A 26,652-nucleotide genomic window follows, 5' to 3' on the forward strand; every position below is an offset into this window, starting at 1 on the left:
TCGCCATGCCACCAGATACTCGGATCGACCCTCCTGCTGCCGGGAGTGATGCGCCTCGTGTACACCCCCGCAAACGGGCCAGGGCGCCGTCAGCACGCCCAGATCTGCAGCGGTGCAGGGACGGTTATCAAGCTGCCCGTGAGCAGGCTCCTCGGGATCCACAGTGGCCACACCCTAGGGCGCGATCGTCGCTCGTGAGCCGAGATGCTGCTTCGCCGGTGTAGCGCGTCAGCGCTCTTTCGATGCCGTCGGCGGCTCGGGAGGGCTCTCCTGCGAGGTGTCGGGCTCATCCTGCTCGACAGCACCGAGCTTCGTCCCTCGCTGGGGGCCTCGGCGCAGGCGCCGGTACTTCACGCGCTGGGACCGCGTGGCCTTGCTCCCGGCGCGGTCCTTCGGGTCCAGCGGATCCTTGCCGAGGACGGGGTCGTCCCCTGCCTGGTACCGCTCGGTCCAGATCTGGATGAGAGCCCAGGCCATGGCGGTGTACGGCACGGCGAGGATGGCACCGAAGATGCCGCCGACGATCGTGCCGATCGTCAGGGCCAGCAGCACGATCAGCGGATGGATGCTCAAGGTGCGGCCCATGACGACGGGCTGAAGGAGGTTGCCCTCGATCTGATTGACCGCAACGACGATGATGACCACGATCAGGGCTTCGACGGGGCCGGTGGTCACGACGGTGACGGCGGCGGCCAGGATGCCGGCGACTGTCGCCCCGACGACGGGGATGAACGCGCCGATGAACACGATCACGGCCAGCGGGACTGCAAGCGGCACACCCACGACGGCAAGGCCGATGCCGATGAGGACGGCGTCGACGAGGGCGACGGTCGCGGTGCCCCGCACGTACCCGCCGAGGACGCCGGAAGCGCGGTCGACGGACTCTGCGAGCTTGGCGCGGGTCTCTCCGCGGAACCAGCGCAGCACGAAGTTCCAGATCTTCGAGCCGTCCTTGAGGAAGAAGAACAGCAGCACGATGATCAGCACCACGCCGGTGAGGAACTCGGTCGCGGCGCTGACGCCGGTGAGCGTGCTGGCGGCGAAGTCCTCGCTGGTGACGAAATCCGTGACCTGCTGCGCGGCGTCGTCGATCATCGACGTGTCCACAGGCAGGGGTGACGACACGGTCCAGGAATAAAGCTGTTCCCAGCCGTCCACCGCGGAGGAGACGAGGCTGTCCCATTCGCTGCGGATGGCCAGCACGATCCCACTGACCACGCCGCTGGCGACCAGCACGATGGCGAAGAACGAGGCGAGGGTGGCCCACATCCGCGACCATCCCTTACGGATCAGCCACTTCACCAGCGGCGCGACGGCGGAGGCCAGGATCAGCGCCACGAGCAAGGCGACCACCACGACCCGCACGCGCAGCAGCAGCCACACCACCCCGGCCATCACGGCTGCGATCAGCAGGAGCTGACCGGCGCGGGCGCCGGCTCTGCCGAGGTTGTCCGACCAGGGGTTCGATGGCTGGTCGGTGCTCGTGGGTGGAGATGCTGTCATCACGGTGGAGCTCCTGGATGTCGGGGGTGCTCAGGGTGTTCGTGAGGGATCAGCCAGTGTGCCAGGAAGAACTCCGAAGAGGACCGAGGACTTGGTCGGCCCGGCACTCCTCGCCCTCGGTACCGATCCGCTCGACCTGGCATGACTCGTCGCCTACGTCGCGACCCATCGACGAGGCCCTTTCAGAGCGCGGGAGAGCCCATATCCTGCGCCACCGCTTCGCAACCCCGGCGTACAGGAGCTCGCGAGATCTCGACGCCCATCGGTTCAGGTTTGCGGATTGTCCCGTGTCGGCTCACGCGCTTCGCGCGCTGAGGCGACGTCGTCCACGATCATGGCGATGTGGCGCACGCTGGAGAGGAGAGAGCCGTAGAGCGGCCAGGTCTCCTCGGGGAGGTCCTGGTCGGTCGCCATCTCTCGGGCGAGGGCGTCGAGCCGATCAGTGATCGGATCGACGTTCGCATCGGGATCGGCGATGGCGTGTCCGGCGTCGCGAACAATGGCAGCCCATTTCTCCCGGAAGCGTTCGTCCCAGGCACCCTCGGAGTAGGCAGCCTCGTACAGGGTCCGGGCCAGATGGCGCAGGTGCGAGATACCCTCGTCGACCCGCTGAAGGATCTCCTCGTAGTCGACTCTCCGGCCCGGCCCCGATCCGCGATCCCCCAGGTGCCGGGTGTTCGTCAGCCGATATCGGGGATTGGACCTTCTGCTCTCGCGGGCGAAGCGGACCGACTGCCACGCAGTTTCCAGCTCGTCGCTCATCGACTCAGTCTCTCGCCGCCAGGAGTCGGCCTTGTCGGTTTCCCAGGAGGACGAGAACTCGTCGGCCATGTTGGTCAGCATGTCGCCCATGCGACGGTTGATACGGTCCACGTGTCGCGCCGCCTGATGCTCGCGCAGCGGCGGAATGATCAGCAGGTTGACGAGGACCCCGATCCCCACCCCGACACCGACCTCGAGGATGCGGTCCAGCAGCAGGGGCTGTTGCTCCGAGAACCCGCTACCGAGAACGAAGATTGCCGTGGTCGCGATCGCGACACCCTCGTCTCGGATCCACGACAGCCGCGCCCCGGCGAGACCGACGAACAGCGCCAGCGCGAAGGTCCACACGCTGACCCCGAGGTACGCACCGATCAGGAATGACAGTCCGACCCCGATCGCGGAGGCCACCGTCGTCTGCACACCCCGCGACAGCGACCTGTGCACCGTGGCGTGGACCGTCAGCAGCGCAGTCCACGGAGCAAGGAACGGCAACATCGAATCCAGCACCGCGAGGGAGAACCACCACGCAGCGGTGGCCGCGACCACGCCCTTGAAGATCTGCAGCAGATCGGTGGTGACCTCAGGCCGCCGTGCCTGTTCTCGCAGTCGTCGCATGGCCGTCATCCTCACGCCTAGGAAATGTGCTCGGAAGTCTTCCCCACCCCGGATGCCCAGGAGTGCTCAGGACCCTTCGGTCAGGAGTTCCTCACGTCGCCGTCTCATCATGTCGCCCTCTCTCCGGCGGTCGTTGGTACCGATGGGGCAGCCTCCCCGAGGTGCTCCCGGATCCAGGCCCGGTGGTCGCGGCCGCTGGGGTGGGCACTGGTCACGACGAAGCCTCCCTGGAGGATTCATTCCGCCCGGACCTGCGTAGGCCCTGCCGGTCAGCGGTCCAGGAACTCGATCAACGCGCGGTTGAAGTCCTGGGCGTGTGAGACGTTCAGTCCGTGGGGCGCGCCGTCCACGATGGTGAGCTCGCTGTGTGACACCTCGCGGTGGGTACGGTCTCCGGATCCTTCGAAGGGCACGATGCCGTCTGCGCTTCCATGGAGAACGAGGGTGGGGACGTCGATCCTGGAGAGGTCGTCGCGGAAGTCCGTGATTCCGAACGATTGCATGGCTTCGAGTGCTGCGAGCTTGTCTGCCTGCTGGCACTGACGAATCGCGTCGTGGCGCTGGGTCTCGGTGACGAGCAGGTCTCCCTCGGCGTTCGGGGAGAAGAACTGACGGATGAACTGGTCGTAGAAGGCGTCCTGGTCAGCGGTCAGCTGTGCTGTCATCGCCGCAGCCTTGCTCTTCTCGAGCGGACCGTCGGGGTTGCCCGGGGCGTTCATCATCATCGGGGTGATGGCGGCTGCGAACACCACGCTGCGCAGGCGGGCCTCACCGTGCCGTGCGATGTAGCGCGCCACCTCGCCGCCTCCCATGGAGAACCCGACAAGGGTGACATCGGTGAGGTCAAGCTGGTCCAGCACTCCGGCGAGGTCGTCAGCGAGCGTGTCGTAGTCGTATCCGGACTTCGGCTTGTCGCTGCGCCCGAAGCCGCGTCGGTCGTAGGTCAGCACTCGGTATCCGGCCTCGCGCAGCGCGCCGATCTGCTCGATCCAGGACTCGCCGGACAGCGGCCAGCCGTGGATCAACACCACCGGGCGACCGGATCCTCCGTGGTCATCGACATGGACCTGCACGTCTTTGAGGCCGAACAGGCGGGAATTCACGGGGACGTCAGTCATGGAGTTCCTCCTCATCGGGTCTGGCGTTGAGCGTACGTGCCACAGCAGATCCCGTCAGTAAGGGCGACCTATCGGTCGCCAGACGATGCGATGACGCGTCGCGCCCAACGCTCTCGAAGGAACAGCTCCCGCCCTGGGGCTCGCCGGCGCTGGCCCCGATGCTGGGGATCCACCGAGCATCCGTGTTCGCGAAGCTCAAGGGCGAGGCGTCGTGGAAGGCCAGCGAGGTCGCAAGCCTGGCCCGATACTTCGATGTATCCGTGAGCGACCTCTTCGACGGTCTCGGCCGGTTCCGGGACACAAAGAAGCCCCACCGGGTGACCGGTGGGGCTTCAGGTGGTGCGCCATCAGGGACTCGAACCCCGGACCTACTGATTAAGAGTCAGCCGCTCTAACCAACTGAGCTAATGGCGCGAACAGGAAAGAACTTTACCCCCATGTCGCCGCACGTCCAACTCGAGAGGCCACTGTGTGAGCCAGTGAACAGCGGGGCTTCCGGTGGCGCGGCACCGAGAGCCCCGACCCTTCCATGACGCTGGTACTCGGCGCGGGGACCTGCTGTGATCCTCTAGACTTGATCCTCCCAGGAATGTCGGCGCGCGAGGGCCCTGCCAGGTTGCTCGCCGGAGGAGGTCAGCGTGAGGATCGCGGTCACCGGTGCCACAGGTGTGCTCGGCCAGGAAGCTGTGGAGGCGCTGGTCGCCGCCGGGCACGAGGTCACCGGCATCACTCGCCGGGACTCCGGGGTCCCCATCATCGAGGGGCGGGGCGGCAGCGCCATCGTCGCTGACGTGTTCGACCCCTCGGATCTCGCGCGCGCCTTCCGCGGCCACGACGTCGCCATCAACGCCCTCGCCCATGTGCCCGTCGGCATGGCGGGCCTGCGCCCCCTGGCCTGGCGCGAGGACGACAAGCTCCACCTCGAGGCGTCCGTCGCGATCGCGAAGGCCGCTGCCGAGGCCGGTGTGCGCCGCCTGATCCAGGAATCCACGATCTTCCTGTACCCGCACAACGGCTCGGACTGGATCGGTGAGGACCAGCCCTTGAACGTCCGCAACCAGGCGTTCCGGCCACGTGTGAAGGAGATGCGTGCCGCGGTGGACTTCGCGACCTCGGGCCGCAGCGCCGTGATCCTGCGCCTGGGCCAGCTGTTCGGCCGTGACCAGCACACCACCCATGCGCTGAAGGCGACTAAGTCGGGTGATCCGATCCTGCTGGGCAAGCCGGAGCACTACGTGACCCTGCTGCATCACTCCGATGCGGGCCGTGCGTTCGTGGCCGCGCTTCGTGCGGGCAGCGGCTTCTACAACGTCGGCGGTGAGCCGATCACCAAGAAGCGCTGGGCGAAGGACCTCGCTACGGAGGCCGGGGTCGAGAACCCGGCGAAGTTCTATCCGGAGATCACCCAGGCGATCGTCGGCACCCGACTCGATGTTCAGCGTCGTTCACTGCGGGTCTCTTCGGTGCGGTTCATGTCCGAGACCGGGTGGCGGCCGACGGTGGGCCCCTCCACGCCGGGCTGGTCACGCCGCTGACCGCTTCCGCGGCGGCAGCCCTGCGATGTGCTGAGCGCAACGGGCTGTCTGCTCAGAGGCTGCGGATCACGCGCGCCGGGTTCCCGACCGCGAGGCTGCGGGCAGGCACGTCCTTGGTGACCACGCTGCCCGCGCCGATCACTGCGCCGTCCCCGATGCTCACGCCGGGCAGCACGGTCACTCCTCCCCCGATCCACACGTCGTCACCGATGGTGATCGGCTCCGCGGCCTCCCATCCCTGACGGCGCGGCTCCAGTTCGAGCGGATGGATCGGGGTGAGCAGCTGGATGTTCGGCCCCAGCTGGCAGTGGCGCCCGATCCTGATCTCCGCCACGTCCAGGGCGGTGAGGTGGAAGTTCACGAAGGTGCCCTCCCCGATGTGCAGCTGGCTGCCGTAGTCGACCCGCAGCGGAGCCCGCACATGCGCCCCCTCTCCGACGCTGCCGAGCAGCTCTCGGAGGATCTCCTGCGTGGCCTCCGGATCGACGGGGTACTCGCGGTTGAAGCGCTCGTTCAGCGCGAGGGCGTGCTGGAAGGCACGCTGGATCTCGGGATCGTCGGCGATGTACCAGTCCCCCTCGACCAGCTTCTGCCATGGGCGCCGGGGATCGTTCTCGTCGATGTGGAAGCTCTTCATGGACATGAGCGTAGGCGCCGCAGCAGGTGAGTCCTGGTCAGCGGGGCAGGCGCATCCCCAGGCTCGGTGCCGAGTCGACGAATCCCAGCGAGCGGTAGAGGCTCTGACCGGGCGGGTCTGCGAGCAGCGTGATGTAGGGCTCCGGCGGGGCGGCCTCGTCGATGCGGCCGATGAGCACTTCCATCACGGCGCGCCCAGGCCCTGTCGCTGGTGCGCGGGGTCGGTGGCGATATCCGCGATGTGGAAGTACCAGGTGCCGTCTCCGATCACGCGCCCCATCGCAGCGAGCGAGCCGCCCTCGGTGCGCACCGTGATCCAGGCCCAGCTGGCGGTGAGGGCCCCGGTGGCCTGTGCCGGGGTGCGCGGGCTGAGGCCGGCGACCTCGCGCAGGCGCACGTACTCCTCGCTCGTCGGCGGCTCTTCGACCATCCTGTACCCGGCCGGCAATGGCGTCAGCGGCTGCTGCGCTGGCGGACAGGGGCTGGAAGCGTTCTCGGGCATGGACCGATCCTGTCATCTCCTGCTCAGCGTGCGCGAGATACTCGAGGGATGAGCACGCCCTCCCCTGCCCTGCCCGACTCCGCCCGCTGCCCCTGCGGCAGCGGCGACATCTTCGGAGACTGCTGCGGCCCGGTGCTGCGGCAGGAGCGCCGCGCCGGGACCGCCCAGGCGCTGATGCGCTCGCGCTACACCGCTTTCGCGGTGCGGGATCTTGAGCACCTGCTGGCCTCCTGGCATCCGCGCACCCGGCCCCCGCGCGAGGAGCTCGCGGGATCGCTCGCGCAGGATGTGAGGTGGCTGCGGCTGGAGGTGCTCGCCACCGCTCAGGGCGGCCCATTCGATGACACCGGCACGGTGGAGTTCGTGGCGATCTCGAAGAGCGAGCAGGGGCGTCAGGAGCAGCACGAGGTCTCCCGCTTCGTCCGGGAGGACGGCAGCTGGTACTACGTCGACGGGGACACCTGAGGCGTCGGCCCCGGAAGCGGCTCTCAGCGCCCAGGAACGGGCTCGGCGCCGGTCACGATCGTGACCGGCGCCGAGACGCGTATCGGGCGAAGCGCCCGCGAGGATCAGTCCTTCGCGGCGCGGGCCTTCTCCTTGGCCTTCTGCTTCGCGGCCTTGGCCTTCTGGGCCTCGGCCTGCTTCACGGACTTCGAGGGCTTCTCGTCCCCACCGGACAGTGCGATCGCCGCGGCGATCCCTGCTCCGATGAGGACCACGCCGATGACGCCGCCTGCGATCGCTGTTGGGAGCGTCGAAGGGGTCTTCCCGTCACCGGCCGCGGAAAAAGCCTTCACCGAACCGGTCAGCTCGTTCTTCCACCGCGTGACCGCATTCTTGGGGTGCACACGGTCGATCAGCTCATCGATGTCGGACGCGAGGTTGTCCTGCCGGCGATAAGCCTCATCGCGCATCTCGTCCAGGCTCTTCTTCTTGGCCACCACTGCCTCCGGGGTCGTCAGGGTCTGCTGTGCAGATCGTATCGCGGTCAGGACGGTGCGGGTGCCGTCAGCCCTTGGTGCGGGCGAGGAAGTCGTCCGCCCCGCCCACCAGCTCGACGTGTCCGGTCTCGACATCGGCCACGGCCGCCGCCGCAACCTCGCCGGCGAACTCCTCGACGGAGTAGAGCTTTCCGGCGGCTTCGCGGCGGGCCTCGAGGGCGCCCGGGCGTGCCCGGTTCAGCAGGGTCGCGGTGACGGTGCCCTCGATCATGTCGCCGGAGACGACCACGAAGGAGACGCCCTTCTCGGACATCTCGCCGATCCGCTGCGTCAGCACGGTCTCGCCGGCGCGCTTCGACTTCGCGACCAGCTCGTACTCGGGCATGGTCTCCACCTCGTCGATGAAGTGCGCCTGGTGGCTGGTCACGAAGACCACGCGGCCGCCCTGGGAGAGGCGCTCGAGCCCGGCGGTGAGCGCATCGTTCTGCGCGTCACGGTTCAGGCGCATCGCGTAGTCCTCCCCGAGATCCGCCTCCATGCCGCCGGAGGCGTTGAGGACCAGCAGGTCGAGCGAGCCGAAGCTGTCGATGGCGGTCTGCATCAGAGTGCTCACGCCCTCCCCGTCGGTGAGGTCCGCGCCGACGGCGACGGCCTTGCCACCAGCGGCCTCGATCTCCGCGACCACCTTGTTCGCGCGGGGAGCCTTCTGGCGGTAGTTGATGACGACGTTCGCGCCCTCTGCGGCAAGCACTTCGCGGTGGCCGCACCGACTCCGCGGGACGAACCGGTGACGACGGCGGTCTTGCCTGCGAGGGCGCTCATGAGTACTCCTGGGGGAACGAGGGCTGAAGGACCACCCGAGCCTACCGGAGCACCGGCCGAGGCCCGCTAGGCTGGGCCCGCGCGCGAGTGGCGGAATTGGCAGACGCGCTGGATTTAGGTTCCAGTGCCTGAGGGCGTGAGGGTTCGAGTCCCTTCTCGCGCACGCATCATCCCCCGCGAAGAGGAGACGGCCACATGACCCTGTTCGGACTGGTCCGACATGGACAGACGGACTACAACCTGCGGAACCTGTTCCAAGGGTCCTCCGACATCCCCCTGAACGAGACGGGGATCGCGCAGGCGCACGCCGCGTTCGACGAGCTGCCTGCGGTGGACTGGGACGTGGTGATCACCTCACCGCTGTCACGAGCCGAGCAGACCGGCCGGATCATCGCCGAGGACCATGACATCCCCTTCGGCGGCACGGATCCCCGGCTGGTCGAGATCGACTGGGGCGCCGCCGAAGGCCACTCGGTCGAGGAGATGGAGCAGACCTATCCGGGACGCTCCTTCCCCGGCCGCGAGGATCACCAGGCGGTCGCCGATCGCGGGTACGACGCGCTGGAGGCGCTCGAGGAGCGCTTCCCGGGCAAGAAGGTGCTGGTCGTCGCTCATGGCACGCTGATCCGCTTCATCCTCTCCGGGATCATCGAGCAGCCGATGCCCTCGATCCCGAACGCGACGCTGTCCCTCGTCGACCTCGAGGAGACGACCTGGCGGGTGACGATGATCGCGGGCCAGGAGGTCGACCACTCGGTCAAGGTGGTCTCCCGCGACCAGAACCCCCGATTCTTCGTCGAGAAGTCCCAGCTCGCACCGGCACAGGTCGCCGCAGTCTCCGCCGCCCAGGACGCTGCCGGGGACACCGCAGAAGGAGGCACCCGATGACCAGCCGCACCGCAGTGGACTCCGAGGGCTCCTGGTTCGAGCCCGATCACATGACCGAGCTGCGCCGGCGCCTGCCGATCCCCTACGTGGACATCATCCCGGTGCGCACCGATGTGGACGGCTCCGTCGAAGAGGTGGGGCTGCTGCTGCGCGCCTCGGGGGACGGGCAGATCGTGCGCGCCATCGTCTCCGGGCGGGTGCTCGTCCACGAGACGATCCGTGAGGCGATCGCGCGGCACATCGAGAAGGACCTGGGACCGATGGCGATGCCGCGGGTCCCGGTCTCCCCGGTGCCGTTCACTGTCGCCGAGTACTTCCCCACCCCGGGCGTCTCGCCGTTCCACGATCCGCGCCAGCACGCGATCTCGCTGGCCTACGTGGTCCCGATCGACGGGGAGACCGCCCCGCAGGAAGACGCCCTCGAGCTGGCCTGGTTCGGGATCGACGAGCTGCTGTCCGACTCCTCCCCGCTGGAGGAGATGAGCGGCGGCCGGGATCTGCTGATCCGGCGCGCGCTCGCCCACGTCGGCGCCGCCTGAACACCCCCGCGAACATCGAAGGCCCCGGCCCGGAGGATCACCTCCAGGCCGGGGCCTTCGACGTACGGGGGCGAGGTGCTTCAGCCCAGCAGCTGGGCCACGTGCCCGGCGAGTGCCCGGAACGCCTTCCCGCGATGGGAGATCGCGTCCTTCTCCTCCGGGCTCAGCTGCGCCGCCGAGCGCGCCTCACCGTCGGGCAGGAACAGCGGGTCGTAGCCGAAGCCACCCTCACCGCGCCGCTCCCGCAGCAGGGCCCCGACCATCTCGCCGCGTTCAACGGTCTCGGTGCCGTCGGGCGCGACCAGCGCGGCCGCGCACACGAAACGTGCGGTGCGGTGAGCATCCGGGACATCGCCGAGCTGAGCCAGCAGCAGATCGTTGTTCGCCTCGTCGTCCCCGTGCCGCCCGCTCCAGCGGGCGGAGAAGATGCCGGGCGCGCCGCCGAGCACATCCACCGAGAGACCGGAATCATCGGCGACCGCCACCAGGCCGGTGGCCGACGCTGCGGAACGTGCCTTCAGCAGGGCGTTGCCCTCGAAGGTCACCGCGTCCTCGACCACGTCCGGCAACGCGATCCCGGACGAGGAGATCACGTGCTCGGCCGCCAGACCCGGCACCGCGGCGGTGAGGATCCGCTGCAGCTCGGCCAGCTTCTTGGCGTTGTGCGAGGCGAGGATGACCCGCGCCCCGTCCGGGACGACGCTGCGCACAGCGCTCATCGCTGCTGCGCGAGGACGTCCCGCTGGATCTGTGCGAGCTCGGCGCACCCGCCGGTGGCGAGATCCAGCAGAGCGCCCAGCTCGGTGCGGTCGAGGGGCGCCCTCTGCGGTGCCCTGCACCTCGATGAACGAACCCGAGCCGGTGACCACGACGTTCATGTCGGTCTCGGCGCCGACGTCCTCGCGGTACTCAAGGTCCAGCAGCGGGCGGCCCTCCACGATGCCGACGCTGATCGCGCTGACCGAATCGGTGAGGACCTGCTTCGCGGCCGGCAGAGCAGTGTGCTGCTTGCCCCAGGAGATCGCATCAGCCAGCGCCACATAGGCACCGGTGATCGCGGCGGTGCGGGTGCCGCCGTCGGCCTGGAGCACATCGCAGTCCAGCTGGATCGTGTTCTCGCCCAGCGCATCGAGGTCGATGACCGCGCGCAGGGAACGGCCGATCAGGCGGGAGATCTCATGGGTGCGGCCACCGATCTTGCCCTTGACCGACTCTCGCGGGGAGCGGGTGTTGGTCGCGCGGGGAAGCATCGCGTACTCCGCGGTGACCCAGCCGGAGCCCGAGCCCTGCTTCCAGCGCGGCACACCGGAGGTGAAGGACGCCGTGCACAGCACGCGGGTGCGCCCGAACTCGATCAGCGCGCTGCCCTCGGCCTGGTCGAGCCAGCCGCGAGAGATGCGCACCTCACGAAGCTGATCTGGGGTGCGGCCGTCGATGCGGTCGCCGGCTGGGGTCTGGGTCGAAGAGCTCACGGAGCTCCTTCCTCGAAGGGTCTGAATGGATCAGCCTGATCTCCTACCGCTCGTTCCTCGCAGCACGTCGATCAGACAAGAGAATGGATCAGCCTGATCTCCTACCGCTCGTTCCTCGCAGCACGTCGATCAGGGTTCACGTCGAGGATATCCATCGGCCGGACCATCGTGATCTGTCCGGTGTGCACGGCGCGGGCTTCGGCGAGAGGGACGTCAGGATCCGTCCAGGCCGGGATGTGGGTGAGGGCGAGGTGGCCGACCTCGGCCCGGCTCGCGCACTCCCCGGCACGGCGCCCGGTCAGGTGCACGCCGGTGAAGCGATCATCGCGGCCCTCGATGTACCCCGCCTCGCAGAGGAACAGATCCGCGCCGCGGGCGAGATCGTCGAGCGCCTCGCAAGCGTCGGTGTCCCCCGAATAGGTGAGGAGCGCACCGCCTGCGGTGATGCGGAAGCCGTAAGCCTCGACCGGGTGCAGCACCGCGCGGGTCTCGATCTCGAACGGGCCGATGCTGAAGCGGTGGTGATCGCTCAGCGCATGATGCTCGAAGGGCGAGCTGTGCACCCCGTCGGGGATGTCCCCCTTGCGGCTGAGCACCGCCGAGATCCTCTCCGCCAGCGGGGCAGGAGCATAGATCGGCAGCCTCCCCAGGTCATCGCGGGAGTGATAGGCCCAGAACACCTCGAGGCCGGTGATGTCGAGATAGTGGTCGGGGTGGAGGTGGGAGATGATCACCGCGTCCAGATCGGCTGGGTCGATCACGTTCTGCAGCGGCCCGAAGGCGCCGGAGCCCAGATCCATCAGCACCCGCCAGGTGCGACCCTGCTCATCCTCGTGCTCGATCAGGTAGCTGGAGGCGGCGCTGCGAGGGCCGGCGAAGCTGCCGCTGCAGCCGATGACGTGGACCCTCATGCCGGCACCACGGGCAGCGACCCGGTCATCTCGAGGGTGGGGCCCAGGAAGCGCTGCGAGAGGCGGGCGAAATTCGCGCTGCCGGCGCCGTCGGCGGTCTGGCCGAAGACATGGCGTGTGTGATCATCGCTCTCGCGCAGCTGATCGGTGGCTCGCAGCTGCCGGTATACGTCGAGCGCCGTCTCCTCCGCGGAGGAGACCAGCGTGACATCGGGGCCCATCACGTAGCTGATGGGGCCGGCGAGCATCGGGTAGTGGGTGCAGCCCAGCACCAGCGTGTCCACACCGGCCGCCTGCACGGGCGCGAGGTACTCCTCGGCGACTTCGACGACGTCACGGCCGCTGATCACGCCGTTCTCGACGAAGTCGACGAAGCGTGGGCATGCCTGTGTGGTCAGCGAGAGGCTCGGGGCGGCGGCGAAGGCGTCCTCGTAGGCGCGGGAGTTGACCGTGCCCTGGGTGGCGATCACGCCGACGCGGTGATTGCGGGTGGCGGCGACGGCACGGCGCACGGCGGGCTGGATGACCTCGACCACCGGCACGTCATAGCGTTCGCGGGCATCGCGCAGCACAGCCGCGGAGGCCGTGTTGCAGGCGATGACGAGCATCTTCACGCCGTTGCCGACGAGCTGGTCCATGATCTCCAGCGCGAGGGAGCGGACCTCGGCGATCGGGCGCGGTCCGTAAGGGCCGTGCTCGGTGTCACCGATGTAGACCAGCTCCTCCTGTGGCAGCTGGTCGAGCACGGCGCGAGCGACGGTGAGGCCACCCACTCCGGAGTCGAAGATCCCGATCGGCGCGTTGTTCATCCGTGCAAGGTTAATCTCGACAGCCGTCCTGGGCAGTGATGGCACGCTCACTGCGTGCCGATTCACAATTCGCACACAGTCAGTCCAGGGCTCGCAGCAGACTCTCCTGCAGCCACGAGAGCAGTTCGTAGACGGCGATGACGATGTCGGAGCCCACATGCTCCTCGTCTCCGGAGCGCTCGACTCCCTCGACCCGCTCACCGATCTGCTGGAGCATCCGAACGGTGTCGAAGTCGCCGTCGCGCTGGAGATCCAGACGGTCGGCGAGCACGATCCGCACGTCGTTGAGGGCACGGAGCATCGCCATCGCGCCGTCCTCGTCGAGCACCACCTCGCTGTGCCCGCCGCCGGTCCCATCCAGGGTGCGCATCACGCGCCGGAGATCGGCGAGCTTGCCGTCGGCGAGGTCCTGCTGGCCCAGGCGGCGGTACTCCGCGGCGAGCTCCGGGTCGTCCGACGCTGCGGGGAAGAGCCGCTTGACCGCCGAGTCCGCGGGTTCGCGGGCGTCGCGCCCGGCGAACTCCGCCTCGAGCCGGCGCAGCGGGTCCTCGCTCTGCGCAGCACGGTCCAGCACATCTGTCTCGGCGTCGATCCCGAGATCGGCGCGGATCAGATCGGCGGTCTCCTGGGCAACCTGCGTGATGATCGCCTTCTCCTCGCCGTCGAGCCGGCAGGCCAGGCTGCCGTCGGGGCGGCGCCGGAATGCGTGCGCCATCAGTCCTGCCCTGCTCTCTCCAGCGTCGCCTGCAGTCCGAAGGAGTGCATGGCCTGGACGTCGGTCTCCACACGTTCCCGGGAGCCGCGGGAGAGACGATCGCGCGGCCGTCCTCGTGGACCTGCATCATCAGCTGCTCTGCCACCAGCCGGGAGTACCCGAAGTAGCGGCGGAACACGAAGACGACGTAGCTCATGAGGTTCACGGGATCGTTCCAGACGACGGCGCACCAGGGGCCGTCGCCCTCGACCGTCAGCTCCACATCACGGGAGAGGTCGGTGCGCGTTCCCGTTCCCGGGTCCGCCCGCGGCAGCTCCACCGGCATGCACATTCCTCCTGGTTCCTGCCGCTCCCCTGGATGCGGGAGGCGGCGGGGACGATTCTACGGGGCGCGTCCGACCATCCACGGACCCGGCACGCATTACGGTGGACACCGTGACTTCTGCCCTGCTCACCGATCTCTACGAGCTCACGATGCTGGAGGCCGCCCGTGAGGCGGGCACCGCATCGCGTCGCTGCGTCTTCGAGGTGTTCACCCGTTCCCTGCCCGAGGGCCGCCGCTACGGCGCGCTCGCCGGCACCGGTCGCGTCCTCGACGCGATCGCCGACTTCCGCTTCGATGAGGCGGACCTGCGCTACCTCCGACGCGCCGGAGTGCTGAAGGAGGAGACACTCGAGCACCTCGCCGAGTACCGCTTCACCGGCGATGTGCACGGTTACGAGGAGGGCGAGCTGTACTTCCCCGGCTCCCCGTGCTGCGCATCGAAGGCACCTTCGAGAACGCCGTGATGCTGGAGACGGTTGTGCTGTCGATCCTGAACCACGACAGCGGCGTCGCCTCCGCAGGTTCCCGCATGGTCACCGCCGCCCGCGGGCGGCCCCTGATAGAGATGGGCGGGCGGAGGGTCCATGAGGATGCGGCGATCGCAGCGGCCCGCGCCGCCCGCATCGTGGGGTTCGCCTCCACCTCGAACCTCGCCGCGGGCGCCCACTACCGGGTCCCCGTCGCCGGCACGGCCGCCCACGCCTTCACGCTCCTGTTCGACACGGAGGAGGAGGCGTTCCGCGCGCAGCTCGCCGCCCAGGGTGCCGGCACCACCGTGCTGGTGGACACCTACGACGTCGAGGCCGCGGTGCGCACCGCGGTGGAGCTGGCCGGTCCGCGGCTCGGCGCCGTACGCCTGGACTCCGGTGACCTCGGCGAACAGTCCGTCCAGGTACGGAAGTTGCTGGACTCCCTCGGCGCGACGGAGACCCGGGTCACCGCGACCGGTGATCTGGACGAGCACCGGGTCGAGGAGCTGAAGGACGCCCCGCTGGACGGGTACGGGATCGGCACCCGCCTGGTCACCGGCGGTGGGCATCCCGCCCCCGGGTTCGTCTACAAGCTGGTCGAACGCGAGGGGTCCGACGGGCTGATGCACCCGGTCGGCAAGAAGTCCCTGGACAAGGCCACGCTCGGTGCGGGCAAGGCCGCGTACCGGATGCTGGTGGGCGATCGCGCTCATGCGGAGCTGGTGCTTCCCGGTGAGGAGGAGGTCGCTGAGTTCGAGCGGGAGCTGATCGCGGAGCTGACCTCCGGTGAGTCCAACCCGGATTGGAAGCGCACCTCGCTGCGACCGCTGCAGAAGCCGCTGATCCTGGGCGGCGAGCCGGTCGGGAGTCTGCGGGCACCGGCCCTGGTCGAGGCGGCGCGGGAGAGGCATGCCGCCTCGGTCGCCGAGCTGAGCCTGTCCCCCGATGACGGGCCCGACGGCCCGGTCGCGATCCCCACCGTCACCGACGGCGTCGAGGCCGCGCGCGTCCTGAGCTGAGCCGCCTCAGGTGCTCCGTGCCTGCGCGGCCCCGGCCGAGCTCAGCGTCGGCCGACGAACCATCCGCGCACGATCCCGATCCGCTCCTGGATCTGCTCTGCGCTGGCCTGTGCCACGGCCGGTCCCCGCTGCGGCTGCGCAGCGTGTTGTGGACCGAGCCGTGCGGGGTGCCGGACTTCTTCGCCCAGGCGGAGACCAGGGCGCTGAGCTCCTTGCGCAGCTCCATCAGCTGTCGGTGATCGACCACTCCGGGCGTGACCGGGGTGTTCGCGCTCCCGTTCTTCTGCCGGCGTGCCTGCTGCTGGGCCTGCTGCTGCTGGAGCACCTCCCGCATCTGATCGGCGTCGAGCAGGCCCGGGATGCCCAGGAACTCCTGCTCGTCCTCCGAGCCGATCATCCCGCCGGCGCCGTACTCGCCGCCGTCGAACAGCACGCGGTCGAACGAGGCTTCCGATTCGAGCGCCTCGAAGGTCATCTCCAGCTGGTCGGAGGTCTGCTCGGGGCGGTTGGCCTGCTCGATCAGGCTCTCGTCCAGCCCGGTCTCCTCATCGCCGCCCTTGGGCCGGCGATCCAGGACGTGGTCGCGCTCCGCCTCCATCTCGGCGGCGTGCCCCATCAGGATCGGGACCGTGGGCAGGAAGACGCTCGCGGTCTCGCCGCGGGTCCGCGAGCGCACGAAGCGGCCCACGGCCTGGGCGAAGAACATGGGGGTGGAGGTCGAGGTGGCGTAGACGCCCACGGCCAGGCGGGGCACGTCCACGCCCTCGGACACCATGCGCACCGCCACCATCCAGCGGTCGTCGGAGTTGGAGAACTCCTCGATCCGCTTGCCTGCAGCAACTTCGTCGGAGAGGACCACGGTGGGCGCCTGTCCGGTGATGTCCTGGAGGGTCGCGGCGTAGGAGCGGGCAGCCTTCTGGTCGGTGGCGATCACCAGACCGCCGGCGTCGGGCACGTGACGCCGCACCTCGGTGAGTCGGCGATCCGCCGCGGAGAGCACCGACTGGATCCACTCCCCCTTGGGGTCCAGCGCGGTGCGCCAGGCCTGCTGGGTGATGTCCTTGGTCTCGAGCGCGCCGAGCTGGGCGGAGACCTCGTCACCCGTCTTGGTGCGCCAGTGCATGCGCCCCGAATAGGTCATGAAGAGCACCGGGCGCACCACGTGGTCGCGCAGCGCCTCGCCATAGCCGTAGGTGTAGTCCGCCTTCGAGCGCAGGAAGCCCTCGCCGTCCTCCTCGTAGTTGACGAAGGGGATCTGGGAGTCGTCCGAGCGGAACGGTGTTCCTGTCAGCGCGAGCCGGCGCGTGGCGGTGTCGAAGGCGTCCCGCACGCCGTCGCCCCAGGTACGGGCGTCGCCGGCGTGGTGGATCTCGTCGAGGATCACCAGGGTGCGCTCTGCCTCGGTGCGGGCGCGGTGCAGCGCCGGATGCATGCCGATCTGCGCATAGGTCACCGCGACGCCCTGGTAATGAGAGCCGTGCGTGCCCTGAGCGTTGGAGAAGTTCGGATCCAGGGAGATGCCCACCCTGGCGGCGGCGTCGGCCCACTGGGTCTTCAGGTGCTCGGTCGGCGCGACCACCGTGATGCGGCGGACAGTGCCCTCGGAGAGGAGGGCGGCCGCGATCTGCAGGGCGAAGGTCGTCTTGCCGGCACCGGGGTCGCGACGGCCAGGAAATCCTTCGGGGCGCGGGCGCGGTAGAGCTCGAGAGCCTCTGCCTGCCAGGCACGCAGCTTGGGGACAGTGCCCCAGGCGGCACGCTCGGGGTAGGCGACGGGGAGCGATCGCGCGGCAGCCTCGGAGGGCTGGCGGGGATCGCTGGCGGAGAACAGGGAGGGGGGTGGTATTCACGGCGTGCTCCACCGTACCGTCGCGGTCCGACGACCCGCCGTCAGGCCCGATGTGAGGAAATCGCGGCGCGCCGGTGCCCCGTCGGCGACGCCGCGCGGTGCCCCGTCGGCGCAGCTATGGAGCCTCAGCGCCGCCCGCCGAAGAAGCCGCGGAAGCCGCCGCCCTTCCCGGAGCCGCCCTTGCCATCTCCCCGTCGTTCGGCTCGCGCATCCCTTCGTAAATCTCCTTGCACTCCGGGCACACCGGGAACTTCTCGGGATCCCGGCCGGGCACCCACACCTTGCCGCACAGTGCGATCACCGGGGTGCCGCCGAGGGCGGCCTGGGTGACCTTGTCCTTGCGGACGTAGTGGGCGAACCGGTCGTGGTCGCCGTCGTCGGTCTTCTGCTCCTGCTCCTGGCGCTGGCGATCCAGCACCGCAGTGCTGCCGGGGCCGGCGCCCGGGTCGTCGCTGTAGGGGTCCACCCGGGACGGGTCGGAGGTGGAGGACATGACTGCTCCCTGGATCGATGACGTGACCCTCTGAGCGTACCGGGCCACGCACAGCCCGGCCATCTCCACCGGGCGGCCTCGCCTCCCCGATGAGGGGCGGCGGGACTGGAACAATGCCGTCCATGGACGCCGTCGTCGAGTTCCTGCGCCGCCTGCCCGAAGAGATCCGACGGGTGGGTGGTTCCCTGCCGTGGCGGCTCGGGCTCCTGGTCTTCGCGCTGGTGCTGAACTTCGGCTTCTACCTGCCGTCGCTGCCCGAGGCGACCCCTCGCACCGATGTACCGGGCCTCGACAAGGCCGTGCACCTGCTGGTGTTCGCCTTCACCGTCTTCGCTGCTGGGCGGGTGCTCGCGCCGCGGAAGCGGTTCCCGGTGGGGTGGGTGGTGATCGCTGCCGTCGTGCACGCGGGGCTGATCGAGCTGGTTCAGCTGGTGGCTCTCGCAGAGCGCAGCGGTGACCTCGCCGATCTGCTGTTCGACGTGGTCGGGATCGCGCTCGGTGTGGCCGCGTGGGCCGGCGAGCGGGTGCTGCGCCGTGCCTCCGTGCAGCATCAGGTGGAGCCGGAGTGAGCACCCAGTCCCAGCTCCAGGGGATTCGTGAGCAGCTCCCTCCGTCGATGCGGAGGGTGGCCGATGCGATCCTCGAGGACCCCGACCGGATCGTGCACGGCACGATCACCGAGCTCGCTGCCGCCGGCGCGACCTCGGAGCCCACGGTGGTGCGGCTGTGCCAGCGCCTGGGGATGTCGGGCTACTCGGAGCTGCGGCTCTCGCTCGCGGCGGAGCTCGCCTCGGAGAAGGTGCGGCGCCCCGCGGTCGGTACCACCCATGGCGCAGATCTCCCCTCGGACAGCTCGCTGGCACAGATCGTCGCCGATGTGGCCCTCACCGAGACGCTCGGCATCGAGGAGACCGCGGCAGCGCTCGACGTCGCCTCGCTCGAGCAGGCCGTCGAGGCGCTCAGCGAGGCTCCGGTCGTGCTCCTGCACGGCATCAGCGCCTCAGCCTCCGTCGCCGGTGATTTCGAGCGCAAGCTGCAGCGCATCGGCCGGATCGCGAGCTGCCTCCCCGACACCCACGATGCCCTCGCCGCGGCGGCCCTGATGGGCGCGGGGCAGGTCGCGCTCGGTCTCTCCCATGGCGGGGCGACCGCCGAGGTGACGGCATTCCTCGCCCGGGCCCGACAGGCCGGTGCCACCACGATCGCGGTCACCAACAGCCAGACCGGTCCGGTGGTCGCCGAGGCCGACATCGTGCTGCGCACCACCGTGCGCGAATCCACCTACCGCTCCGGTGCGATCGCCTCCCGCTCCGCCCAGCTGCTGATCATGGACTGCCTGTTCGTGGCGATCGCCCAGCGCCGGCGTGACTCGTCGGTACGGGCGCTGCGCCTGACCTACGACGCCCTCGAGGAGTACCGCCGCCCATGAACCATGACGATCACGCCCCGCAGCTCGAGGACCTGGCGGGGACGCTGACGCGCAGCGCGCGGAGCGCCGCCGACGCCGGGGAGCCGGTCGAGGGTGCAGTCGCCGCGGCCGCTGCGACGGACCGCGCCGTCGACGGCACCGCCCGGGCCTTCGCAGGAACCACGGCACTGTTCGCGGCCGACGGCTCGCGCCTTCCCGCCGACTCCCCGAGATCTCTGCCGTCGGGCCGGAGACCCTGTTCGACATGGCTTCGGTGACGAAGGTGGTCACCACGCTCACGGCCGCCGCACTGATCGACGAGGGCATGCTGGATCCCGAGGCGCCGCTCAGCGAGCATCTGCCCTCCCCGCACCCCGGGATCACCGCCCGCCAGCTGCTCACCCACACCTCGGGGCTCCCACCCGTCATGCCGCTGTGGCGGCTCCCCGGCGGCAGGCAGCAGAGGCTCGACGCCGTGTTCTCGGCGCCGCTGGCGAGCGCTCCGGGTACTGCCCACGCCTACTCGTGCATCGGCTTCATCCTGCTCGGCACTCTGCTCGAAGAGCTCACCGGCACTGCCCTGCCCGAACTCGCCCGGCAGCGGATCCTCGAACCCGCCGGAGCACCGACAGCGGGCTGGGCTCCCTCCTCGGACAGAGCTTCCCGTGCCGCCGCGACCGAGCATCAAGAAGACCCTCCGCGCGGCCTGGTGCGCGGCCAGACCCATGACGAGACCGCCTGGTCGCTCGGGGGACGGGCAATGCCGGCATGTTCATGACGCTCGACGACGCGCTCGCCCTCGGCCGGGTGCTCGCCGGGCGCGCATCCGGCGTCCCCCTCTCCCCGGGGTTCGCGAGCTGCTGATCCGCGACCAGCTCCCAGCGGGTCTGACCACGGGCGCACCGTGGGCCCAGGGATTCGGTCTGCGGATCGGGCAGGAGACCGCCCCGGGCACGCTGCTGCCCCGGGTCGTCGGGCATCCCGGTTTCACCGGCACCTCGGTGCTGGCCGATCCGGTCTCAGGCACCGTCGCGGTGCTGCTGACCAATCGGGTCCACCCGCACCGCGACCGCTTCACCGTGGACCGGGCACGGCACGAGATCGCACGGATCGCCTTCCGCTGAACCGGCCCGGCTCAGCGTCTGCGCGCCGCCGGGTTCGGTGCGGCGGCGAGCAGCCGCCGGGTGTACTCGTGCTGCGGATCATCGATCACCGCACGGCTCTGCCCCGATTCGACCACCTGGCCGTGGTGCATCACCATCACCTCGTCGGAGTAGCGCCGGGCGCTGCCGAGGTCGTGGGTGATGTAGAGGACCGCAAGGGCCTCATCGCGTCGCAGCGAATCGATGAGGTCGAGCATCTCTCGGCGGATCGTGACGTCCAGCATCGAGACCGGTTCGTCGGCGATCAGCACCTTCGGTGAGGCGGCGAGCGCCCGCGCGAAGGAGATGCGCTGCCGCTCCCCTCCCGAGAGCTCGTGCGGGAAACGGTCGAGATACCGCTCGGCAGGGGCGAGCCCCACCCGTTTGAGGAGCTCGAGGCTGCGCTCGTGGATGACCGCCTTGCCGCGCACGTCCTGGTGGATGCGCACCGCTCGGCCCAGCGTGTAGGCGACCCGCCGCAGCGGGTTGAGCGAGGCGAAGGGATCCTGCAGGGTCAGCTGCACGTCACCGACGTACTCCCGGTGGCCGGAACCCTCCTTGGCGGGCACCTCGCGCCCCTCCAGGAAGATCTTCCCCGAGGTGGCGGGGATGAGCCGTGCGAGCATCCGGCCCAGAGTGGACTTGCCCGAGCCGCTCTGGCCCACGATGGCGGTGACGCGGCCCCTGGCCAGCGAGATCGAGACGTCATCGACTGCGCGCATGGTCCGCTGGCGCCTCAGCAGGCCGCTGCGCGCGCCGACGGGGTACTCCTTGATGAGGTGCAGTCCCTCGAGGACAGCAGTGCTGTCCTGCTCCGGTCGCTGCGGATCGGTGTCGGTGGTGGTCATGCGAGGCTCCCCAGGTCGGCGAGAGAGGACAGCAGGTCCTTGGTGTACGGGTGCTGGGCATCGTGATAGATGTCCATGGCCGGCCCGTACTCGACGAGCCGTCCACGTCGCATCACCGCGACCGAGTCGGAGATCTCCAGCAGCAGCGCGAGATCGTGGGTGGTGAACACGATCGCGAAGCCGTATTCCTCGCGCAGCTGCACGATCTGGTCGAGCACCTCCCGCTGGACCAGGAGGTCCAGGGCAGTGGTCGGCTCGTCCATGAAGATCACGTCCGGTTCGAGCACCAGCGCGATCGCGATCGCGACGCGCTGCTTCATACCGCCGGAGAGCTCACGGGGGTAGGCGTGGAGCCTGTCGGCCTCGATGCCCACCCGGGCGAGGTGCTCCGTCGCGATCTCGGTGCGCCGCGCCGGGGCGAGCCCCGGACGGTGCACGCGGACCACGTCATCGAACTGGTCATGGATCGAGGTGACCGGGTTCAGCGCGTTCATCGCGCTCTGGAACACCACGGCGATCTCGTTCCAGCGCAGTACCCGCAGCTCACGCTCCTCCAGGTGCAACAGGTCGGTCGGGGTGCCGTCCTGCGCGCGATAGATGATCGAGCCGCCCGTGATCCGCGCCGGCGGCCGCAGCAGCCGCGTGATGGCATTGGTGAGGGTGGACTTCCCCGACCCTGACTCGCCGGCAAGTCCCAGGATCTCCCCTCGGCGCAGGGTGGGCGAGACATCCCGGACGGCATGCACGGTGCCGTGACCGGTCGGGTACTCCACCTTGAGGGAGTCGACCTCGATGATCGGGCTCCCCGGCATCGGCGAGGGGGCGATCCGCGGTGCGAGCGCCGGATCCTCGTCGTCGTTGCGCTGCTCCGTCAGGGCCACATGCTCGGCGGTCGCCGAGGTGGCGCCGCCCGGGGCCGACGGCGCACCGCTGCCGATCCCGGTGGCGCGGGCATCGGCGGTCACGGCATCGGCCCCTGCGGCGCGGGCACGGCCGCCGCGTCCGCGCGTGGCGGCGGCACCGGTGCGCAGCCGGGGTTCGAGTACTCGTCGATGCCGAAGTTGATCAGCGCCAGCCCCGCGCCGATCACCGCGATCGCGAGGCCCGGTGGGACGAACCACCACCAGGCGCCCGAGAGCAGTGCCTGGGCGTTCTGGGCGAAGTAGAGCATCGAGCCCCAGCTGGTGGTGGTCAGCGAGCCCAGTCCGAGGAAGGCCAGGCCCGCCTCGGCGAGGATCCCGCCGATCACCGAGAACAAGAATCCGGCGGCGACCAGCGGGAGCATGTTCGGCAGCACTTCGAAGAACATGATCCGTGCCCGGCTCTCCCCGGTGGCCCGCGCGGCCTCGACGAAGTCGCGGTTGCGAGGCGGAGAGGATCTCGTCGTACCCGGTGCCTGCGGCGATGCCGTCCCGCAGCGCGGCGGACCCCACAGCAGATCGATGAAGGGAGGGCGGCCCGGTGCGGGATCGCGCCACAGCGGCTGCTCGGGGTGCAGCGCCGCGATGGTGGCGATGATCGCGTGGCCGACGCGCAGGGGTCGAAACCGGCAGCGAGCGCGAGCGGCGCGCCGCCGCCGGTTCCGTCGGAGCCTCCTGCCAGGTGGACCTGTGCGCCGTGGACGGTCCGGCCGGCGAAGGCACCGTGGGTGGGACGGAAGCGCGCCTCACGGAAGCTCACGCCCGGCAGGTCCAGCTCGCGCAGCGCCCCTGCGACCTCGGGCCCGCACCAGGGCGCGCCGAAGAGTTCGAAGGGGCGGGTGGTGCCCCGCCCTTCGCACAGGGTCGTCCCCTCCAGCAGGCCCGTTCCCGGATACAGCGCCACTGTGGAGAGCGTGGGCATGTTCGGGGAGGGGGCGACCCACGGGGCGGTCCCGTCCGTGCCGGGGGCGTCGATGACGTGCAGCTCGAGCGCGGTGTCGAGGAAGCGCTCGGCGATCGTGCGGGCGATCTCCCCAGCCGTGCGCCGTGCCGCAGCGGGATCCCGTAGCGACCCACGAAGCTCGCGCAGTCGGCGTCCAGGCCGGGCCCGAGAGGCGTGACGGCGAGCGGGCTCGGGCGGTCCAGCACGGTCACCGGCATCCCGAGACGGGCGCACGCTGTCATCGTGTCCGTCATCGACCACATGTACCTGTAGAAGCGGCAGCCGATGTCCTGGAGATCGATGACGACCTGGTCGATCCCGGACTCGGCGAGCAGGGATTCGAGCCCGTCTGCGTCCTTGCCGTATGCATCGAGCACGGGCAGGCCGGTAGTGTGGTCATGGCCCTCGTCGTGGCCGTCGCCCGCCTGGCCTGTGCCCCAGTACCCGTGCTCCGGGGAGATCAGGCAGTGCACGCCGATCTCGGCGGCGAGCAGCGCGTCCACGCCGCGGGCGAGATCCGCCGTCACAGCGGCGGAGTGGGTGAGCAGGCCGATCCGGCCCGGCTGCAGCAGCGAGGGGTTGAGGAGCACTCGATCGAGTGCTGACACGGGATGTGATGCGGACAACATGGAAGCACGCTACACACGCCGCCGGGTTTCCGTAACCCCCTTACGGAAACCTGTGGGGCCGGCGCGGCCCTCCCGAGCACGCCGACGGCCCCGGCGAAGGAGACGTCCTCTCCGCCGGGCTCGTCAGTGAGCCTCAGAGCTGCCCCACGCGCCGAACTCCTACCGTTCGCAAGCTCGCAGCACGTCGTTCAGGCTCCACCCACCTGCCGAACTCCTACCGCTCGCAAGCTCGCAGTACGTCGTTCAGGCTCCGCCCACCTGCCGAACTCCTACCGCTCGCAAGCTCGCAGTACGTCGTTCAGCCGTCGAGCGTGATTTCGTCCGCGTAGACCGCGGTCATCGCACCGGTGATCGTGTCGACCGTCCCGGCCTCTTCGCGGGCCACCTGCTCGACCGCGCTCGCGACCGCCTTCGTCACGCCTTCATGGAAGACGCTCGGCACGATGTAGGTGGGGTTGAGCTCGTCGGCGGTGACCACGTCGGCGAGGGCCTTCGCCGCCGCCAGCAGCATCCGGTCGCTGACCCGCGTCGCGTGGGCGTCCAGCAGCCCGCGGAACACACCGGGGAAGGCGAGCACGTTGTTGATCTGATTGGCGAAGTCGCTGCGGCCGGTCGCCACCACCTCGGCATGCTTCACCGCCTCGGCAGGATCGATCTCGGGTGTGGGGTTGGCCATCGCGAACACCACTGAGCGGTCCGCCATCGTGGCGACGTCCTCAGCGGTGAGGAGATTGCCGGCGCTGACGCCGATGAACACATCCGCCCCCGCCACCGCATCGCGGAGCGTGCCGGTGAGCTCGCGAGGGTTGGTGACCTCAGCGATCCACGGCAGCCGCCCCTCGAGCTGCTCGCGACCCTCGTGGACGATGCCGTCGATATCGGTGACGACCACGTCGCGGGCGCCCGCGGCACGCAGCAGGCGAAGGATCGCGGTGCCGGCCGCACCCGCCCCGGACAGCACGATGCGTGCGGTGTCGATGTCCTTCTCCACCACGCGCAGCGCATTGCGCAACGCGGCGACGACCACGATCGCGGTGCCGTGCTGGTCGTCGTGGAAGACCGGGATGTCGAGCTCGGCGCGCAGCCGGTCCTCGATCTCGAAGCAGCGTGGGGCGGAGATGTCCTCGAGGTTGATGCCGGCGAAGACCGGAGCGATCGCCTTGACGTGGGAGACGATGTCGTCCACCGAATGGGCGTCCAGGCAGATCGGGAACGCGTCGATGTTCGCGAAGCGCTTGAACAGCGCAGCCTTGCCCTCCATCACCGGCATCGCTGCGGGGGCCAAGGTCTCCAAGTCCCAGGATGGCGGAGCCGTCGGAGACCACGGCGACGGTGTTGCGCTTGATGGTCAGCCGGCGAGCATCCTCAGGGTTCTCCGCGATCGCCTTGACCACACGGGCCACACCGGGGGTGTAGATCATCGAGAGGTCATCGCGGTGACGGATCGGCAGCTTGGACTCGACGGTGAGCTTGCCTCCCAGGTGCGCGAGGAAGGTGCGATCGGAGACCTTGCCGAGCTCCACCCCCTCGACGCCGCGCAGTTCGTCGACGACCTCCATCGCATGGTCGTGCCCCGCGGTGAGCACGGTGATGTCAGCGCGCATCCGTTCGGGCCCGGAGGCAGAGACGTCGAGCGCGGTGACCGTGGCGTCGCGGCGCTCGATGCGGCTGGTGATGTCGCTGACCGCGGCGGAGCGGGCGGCGAACTCGAGACGGATCGTGATGGAGTAGCTCACTGATGGCGACGGTGACATGGGGCACATCCTAACGAGGTGAGCGCCTCTGCAGGGGCAGGACGCGGCAGGAGCATCTGCTCAACTTGCGCCAGTGCCGGATCCGCCGGTCAGCGAGCCGCCCTCCACCCCGAGCCCGTGGGCCGGGGACCGGCTCAGCCGACGTAGGGCGAGACGTCGTGCGCGTAGCGATCCCAGAGGGCCTGCGCTGCGGGCAGCTGCTCCGAGTAGCGGCCCGGGTGCGCAGATCTCTGCACCTCCTGAGCGGCCGTGCCGGGCTCCCACTCCTTGTAGTTCGGGACGATCTGGAGCAGACCGGGCGGGGAGGAGTGGGCACCGAGGCCGAGGAACGCGTCGATCGCCTTCTTCTTGTGGCGCACCTCATCGTAGGTGCCCCAGCCCATCGAGGGCCGCTGCTGGAAGAGGCCGCCGGAGTCGTGGTCGACGGCGGGCTGGTAGTTGTACAGCCAGGACTCGACGATCGCCGTGATCAGGGTGATCTTCGTGCCCTCGATCCCGAAGCCGTGCCCGGCGCAGACCGCGATGATGAACTTCGCGTTGTCGATCTGCCAGTCGTCCATGGAGCCGATGTCGAAGCCCTCGCGGGTTTCCGGGCGGGTCATGAACTCCTCGGTCCAGACCTCGTCCGCGGCGCGTGCCGGGGCGGCGGTGCCCAGCGCGGCGAGCGAGGAGATACCGAGAGCGCCGGCGATCAGCAGATGACGGCGGGACAGCGGCGAACGCTGAGCTGTGGGCATCGACATGGGTGGAATCCTTCTGGGCCTGGGGCGGGGATCGTGCCCGGCGTTCCGGGCCGTGCCAACGTAACGATTCGCTGGGAGGCTGGGAAGTGCACCTTCGTACCGCTGCAGCGCCCTGCGAGGCTCACTTGGCGTTCACATGACCTGGGTATGGGACGCCGCGAGGAACCCGCTGACCGGGGTCATCACCGGTCTTCTCCTCGGATCCAGCCAGAGGGCCCGGGCCCCTTCCGGCACTTTCGTGCCAGCCTCCGCAGCGGATCGTAAAGACTTCACAAGCCCCGGCGCCGCTACCCGGAAGGGGACCTGCCTCACCTCACGGCGCCCCGCACGAAGATCGCGGAG

Annotated in this window: 26 protein-coding genes, 2 tRNA genes and 8 pseudogenes; 12 read left to right on the forward strand and 24 right to left on the reverse strand. The window is 69.5% G+C overall.

Annotation, left to right across the window (positions count from 1 at the left end; all coding sequences use genetic code 11):
- Nucleotides 1-228: 228 nt before the first annotated feature.
- The 3 genes from H3H54_RS11725 to H3H54_RS11735 form a co-directional block, all read right to left on the reverse strand.
- Nucleotides 229-1,503, reverse strand: coding sequence for an AI-2E family transporter (locus H3H54_RS11725; protein WP_262424017.1), 1,275 nt, complete (start codon nucleotides 1,501-1,503; stop codon nucleotides 229-231).
- A gap of 267 nt (nucleotides 1,504-1,770) precedes the next feature.
- Nucleotides 1,771-2,880 carry an aromatic acid exporter family protein gene (locus tag H3H54_RS11730; RefSeq protein WP_262424018.1) on the reverse strand — a complete coding sequence of 370 codons (1,110 nt, stop codon included), beginning with the start codon at nucleotides 2,878-2,880 and terminating at the stop codon, nucleotides 1,771-1,773.
- 269 nt (nucleotides 2,881-3,149) lie between these two features.
- Nucleotides 3,150-3,998 (reverse strand): alpha/beta fold hydrolase, encoded by an 849-nt coding sequence (locus tag H3H54_RS11735; RefSeq protein WP_262424019.1) that lies wholly within the window; start codon nucleotides 3,996-3,998, stop codon nucleotides 3,150-3,152.
- Between the two features lie 158 nt (nucleotides 3,999-4,156).
- Here H3H54_RS11735 and H3H54_RS19645 point away from each other — a divergent pair.
- Nucleotides 4,157-4,264, forward strand: a pseudogene (locus tag H3H54_RS19645) (helix-turn-helix domain-containing protein); the annotation flags it as partial.
- Nucleotides 4,265-4,335: 71 nt separating this feature from the next.
- Here H3H54_RS19645 and H3H54_RS11740 read toward each other — a convergent pair.
- Nucleotides 4,336-4,412 (reverse strand) — tRNA-Lys (locus H3H54_RS11740).
- Between the two features lie 224 nt (nucleotides 4,413-4,636).
- Here H3H54_RS11740 and H3H54_RS11745 point away from each other — a divergent pair.
- A complete protein-coding gene (locus H3H54_RS11745) occupies nucleotides 4,637-5,533 on the forward strand; it encodes an NAD(P)-dependent oxidoreductase (RefSeq protein WP_262424020.1) in 897 nt (298 codons plus the stop codon).
- 52 nt (nucleotides 5,534-5,585) lie between these two features.
- On the opposite strand, the gene H3H54_RS11750 is transcribed toward H3H54_RS11745, so the two are convergent.
- From H3H54_RS11750 to H3H54_RS11755, 3 genes are read right to left on the reverse strand one after another with little or no spacing between them, the layout of a single operon-like run.
- Nucleotides 5,586-6,170 carry a sugar O-acetyltransferase gene (locus tag H3H54_RS11750; RefSeq protein ID WP_262424021.1) on the reverse strand — a complete coding sequence of 195 codons (585 nt, stop codon included), beginning with the start codon at nucleotides 6,168-6,170 and terminating at the stop codon, nucleotides 5,586-5,588.
- A 37-nt stretch (nucleotides 6,171-6,207) separates the two neighbouring features.
- Complete coding sequence (locus tag H3H54_RS18985; RefSeq protein WP_316249017.1) at nucleotides 6,208-6,354, reverse strand: hypothetical protein; 147 nt, start codon at nucleotides 6,352-6,354, stop codon at nucleotides 6,208-6,210.
- Complete coding sequence (locus tag H3H54_RS11755) at nucleotides 6,354-6,671, reverse strand: GNAT family N-acetyltransferase (RefSeq protein ID WP_316249018.1); 318 nt, start codon at nucleotides 6,669-6,671, stop codon at nucleotides 6,354-6,356. The genes H3H54_RS18985 and H3H54_RS11755 overlap by 1 nt, the downstream gene beginning before the upstream one ends.
- 48 nt (nucleotides 6,672-6,719) lie before the next feature.
- On the opposite strand from H3H54_RS11755, the gene H3H54_RS11760 reads away from it, so the two are divergent.
- Nucleotides 6,720-7,136 (forward strand): YchJ family protein, encoded by a 417-nt coding sequence (locus H3H54_RS11760; RefSeq protein ID WP_262424022.1) that lies wholly within the window; start codon nucleotides 6,720-6,722, stop codon nucleotides 7,134-7,136.
- 104 nt (nucleotides 7,137-7,240) lie between these two features.
- On the opposite strand, the gene H3H54_RS11765 is transcribed toward H3H54_RS11760, so the two are convergent.
- Both H3H54_RS11765 and H3H54_RS11770 read right to left on the reverse strand, forming a co-directional pair.
- The gene (locus tag H3H54_RS11765; protein WP_262424023.1) at nucleotides 7,241-7,612 is read right to left on the reverse strand and encodes a hypothetical protein; all 372 of its coding nucleotides are present in this window, start codon (nucleotides 7,610-7,612) and stop codon (nucleotides 7,241-7,243) included.
- A gap of 67 nt (nucleotides 7,613-7,679) precedes the next feature.
- Nucleotides 7,680-8,434 (reverse strand): annotated as a pseudogene (locus H3H54_RS11770) (SDR family oxidoreductase).
- Between the two features lie 81 nt (nucleotides 8,435-8,515).
- Between H3H54_RS11770 and H3H54_RS11775 the strand changes: the two are divergent.
- The 3 genes from H3H54_RS11775 (at nucleotide 8,516) to H3H54_RS11785 (ending at nucleotide 9,861) form a co-directional block, all read left to right on the forward strand.
- Nucleotides 8,516-8,597: transfer RNA gene (locus H3H54_RS11775), tRNA-Leu, on the forward strand.
- Between the two features lie 32 nt (nucleotides 8,598-8,629).
- Nucleotides 8,630-9,322 carry a histidine phosphatase family protein gene (locus H3H54_RS11780; RefSeq protein ID WP_262424024.1) on the forward strand — a complete coding sequence of 231 codons (693 nt, stop codon included), beginning with the start codon at nucleotides 8,630-8,632 and terminating at the stop codon, nucleotides 9,320-9,322.
- Complete coding sequence (locus tag H3H54_RS11785) at nucleotides 9,319-9,861, forward strand: NUDIX hydrolase family protein (RefSeq protein ID WP_262424025.1); 543 nt, start codon at nucleotides 9,319-9,321, stop codon at nucleotides 9,859-9,861. Before H3H54_RS11780 ends, H3H54_RS11785 begins: the two co-directional genes overlap by 4 nt.
- 80 nt (nucleotides 9,862-9,941) lie before the next feature.
- Here H3H54_RS11785 and rdgB read toward each other — a convergent pair whose 3' ends face one another.
- The 6 genes and pseudogenes from rdgB to clpS all read right to left on the reverse strand — a co-directional run bounded on the left by rdgB (nucleotide 9,942) and on the right by clpS (nucleotide 14,093).
- A complete protein-coding gene (rdgB, locus tag H3H54_RS11790; protein WP_262424026.1) occupies nucleotides 9,942-10,580 on the reverse strand; it encodes an RdgB/HAM1 family non-canonical purine NTP pyrophosphatase in 639 nt (212 codons plus the stop codon).
- Nucleotides 10,577-11,333: pseudogene (rph, locus tag H3H54_RS11795) on the reverse strand (ribonuclease PH). Before rph ends, rdgB begins: the two are co-directional and overlap by 4 nt.
- Before the next feature lie 101 nt (nucleotides 11,334-11,434).
- Nucleotides 11,435-12,244: an MBL fold metallo-hydrolase gene (locus H3H54_RS11800; RefSeq protein ID WP_262424027.1), complete on the reverse strand. Its 810-nt coding sequence runs from the start codon at nucleotides 12,242-12,244 to the stop codon at nucleotides 11,435-11,437.
- Nucleotides 12,241-13,053 carry a glutamate racemase gene (gene murI, locus H3H54_RS11805; protein ID WP_262424028.1) on the reverse strand — a complete coding sequence of 271 codons (813 nt, stop codon included), beginning with the start codon at nucleotides 13,051-13,053 and terminating at the stop codon, nucleotides 12,241-12,243. The genes H3H54_RS11800 and murI overlap by 4 nt, the downstream gene beginning before the upstream one ends.
- A 79-nt stretch (nucleotides 13,054-13,132) precedes the next feature.
- Nucleotides 13,133-13,768, reverse strand: a complete 636-nt coding sequence (locus H3H54_RS11810; RefSeq protein WP_262424029.1) for a DUF2017 domain-containing protein — start codon at nucleotides 13,766-13,768, stop codon at nucleotides 13,133-13,135.
- Nucleotides 13,768-14,093, reverse strand: a pseudogene (gene clpS, locus H3H54_RS11815) (ATP-dependent Clp protease adapter ClpS). Before clpS ends, H3H54_RS11810 begins: the two are co-directional and overlap by 1 nt.
- A 110-nt stretch (nucleotides 14,094-14,203) precedes the next feature.
- Here clpS and H3H54_RS11820 point away from each other — a divergent pair.
- Nucleotides 14,204-15,582, forward strand: a pseudogene (locus tag H3H54_RS11820) (nicotinate phosphoribosyltransferase).
- A gap of 41 nt (nucleotides 15,583-15,623) precedes the next feature.
- Here H3H54_RS11820 and H3H54_RS11825 read toward each other — a convergent pair.
- Together H3H54_RS11825 and H3H54_RS11830 are read right to left on the reverse strand one after the other, a co-directional pair.
- Nucleotides 15,624-17,412: pseudogene (locus H3H54_RS11825) on the reverse strand (DEAD/DEAH box helicase).
- Between the two features lie 143 nt (nucleotides 17,413-17,555).
- A pseudogene (locus H3H54_RS11830) lies at nucleotides 17,556-17,923 on the reverse strand (DUF3039 domain-containing protein).
- Between the two features lie 122 nt (nucleotides 17,924-18,045).
- Between H3H54_RS11830 and H3H54_RS11835 the strand changes: the two are divergent.
- From H3H54_RS11835 to H3H54_RS11855, 5 genes are all read left to right on the forward strand, one after another.
- Nucleotides 18,046-18,492, forward strand: a complete 447-nt coding sequence (locus tag H3H54_RS11835; RefSeq protein WP_262424030.1) for a VanZ family protein — start codon at nucleotides 18,046-18,048, stop codon at nucleotides 18,490-18,492.
- A complete protein-coding gene (locus tag H3H54_RS11840; protein ID WP_262424031.1) occupies nucleotides 18,489-19,352 on the forward strand; it encodes a MurR/RpiR family transcriptional regulator in 864 nt (287 codons plus the stop codon). Before H3H54_RS11835 ends, H3H54_RS11840 begins: the two co-directional genes overlap by 4 nt.
- Nucleotides 19,349-19,609, forward strand: a complete 261-nt coding sequence (locus H3H54_RS11845; RefSeq protein ID WP_262424032.1) for a hypothetical protein — start codon at nucleotides 19,349-19,351, stop codon at nucleotides 19,607-19,609. The genes H3H54_RS11840 and H3H54_RS11845 overlap by 4 nt, the downstream gene beginning before the upstream one ends.
- Nucleotides 19,597-20,109 (forward strand): serine hydrolase, encoded by a 513-nt coding sequence (locus tag H3H54_RS11850; protein ID WP_262424033.1) that lies wholly within the window; start codon nucleotides 19,597-19,599, stop codon nucleotides 20,107-20,109. The genes H3H54_RS11845 and H3H54_RS11850 overlap by 13 nt, the downstream gene beginning before the upstream one ends.
- Before the next feature lie 85 nt (nucleotides 20,110-20,194).
- Complete coding sequence (locus H3H54_RS11855) at nucleotides 20,195-20,455, forward strand: beta-lactamase family protein (RefSeq protein WP_262426469.1); 261 nt, start codon at nucleotides 20,195-20,197, stop codon at nucleotides 20,453-20,455.
- 11 nt (nucleotides 20,456-20,466) lie between these two features.
- On the opposite strand, the gene H3H54_RS11860 is transcribed toward H3H54_RS11855, so the two are convergent.
- From H3H54_RS11860 to H3H54_RS11885, 7 genes and pseudogenes are all read right to left on the reverse strand, one after another.
- On the reverse strand, nucleotides 20,467-21,321 hold the full coding sequence (locus tag H3H54_RS11860) for an ABC transporter ATP-binding protein (RefSeq protein ID WP_262424034.1): 855 nt from the start codon (nucleotides 21,319-21,321) through the stop codon (nucleotides 20,467-20,469).
- Nucleotides 21,318-22,286 (reverse strand): ABC transporter ATP-binding protein, encoded by a 969-nt coding sequence (locus H3H54_RS11865; protein WP_262424035.1) that lies wholly within the window; start codon nucleotides 22,284-22,286, stop codon nucleotides 21,318-21,320. Before H3H54_RS11865 ends, H3H54_RS11860 begins: the two co-directional genes overlap by 4 nt.
- The gene (locus H3H54_RS11870) at nucleotides 22,283-22,630 is read right to left on the reverse strand and encodes an ABC transporter permease subunit (protein WP_262424036.1); all 348 of its coding nucleotides are present in this window, start codon (nucleotides 22,628-22,630) and stop codon (nucleotides 22,283-22,285) included. The genes H3H54_RS11865 and H3H54_RS11870 overlap by 4 nt, the downstream gene beginning before the upstream one ends.
- Nucleotides 22,567-23,103, reverse strand: a complete 537-nt coding sequence (locus H3H54_RS19650) for a hypothetical protein (protein WP_395963768.1) — start codon at nucleotides 23,101-23,103, stop codon at nucleotides 22,567-22,569. The genes H3H54_RS11870 and H3H54_RS19650 overlap by 64 nt, the downstream gene beginning before the upstream one ends.
- A complete protein-coding gene (locus H3H54_RS11875; protein ID WP_262424037.1) occupies nucleotides 22,998-23,774 on the reverse strand; it encodes a DUF1343 domain-containing protein in 777 nt (258 codons plus the stop codon). The genes H3H54_RS19650 and H3H54_RS11875 overlap by 106 nt, the downstream gene beginning before the upstream one ends.
- Nucleotides 23,775-24,111: 337 nt before the next feature.
- Nucleotides 24,112-25,567 (reverse strand): annotated as a pseudogene (locus H3H54_RS11880) (NAD-dependent malic enzyme).
- Nucleotides 25,568-25,701: 134 nt separating this feature from the next.
- The gene (locus H3H54_RS11885; RefSeq protein ID WP_262424038.1) at nucleotides 25,702-26,310 is read right to left on the reverse strand and encodes a hypothetical protein; all 609 of its coding nucleotides are present in this window, start codon (nucleotides 26,308-26,310) and stop codon (nucleotides 25,702-25,704) included.
- Nucleotides 26,311-26,652 lie beyond the last annotated feature (342 nt).

The sequence above is a fragment of the Brachybacterium sp. Z12 genome (assembly GCF_014400405.1).
Classification (GTDB): Bacteria; Actinomycetota; Actinomycetes; order Actinomycetales; family Dermabacteraceae; genus Brachybacterium.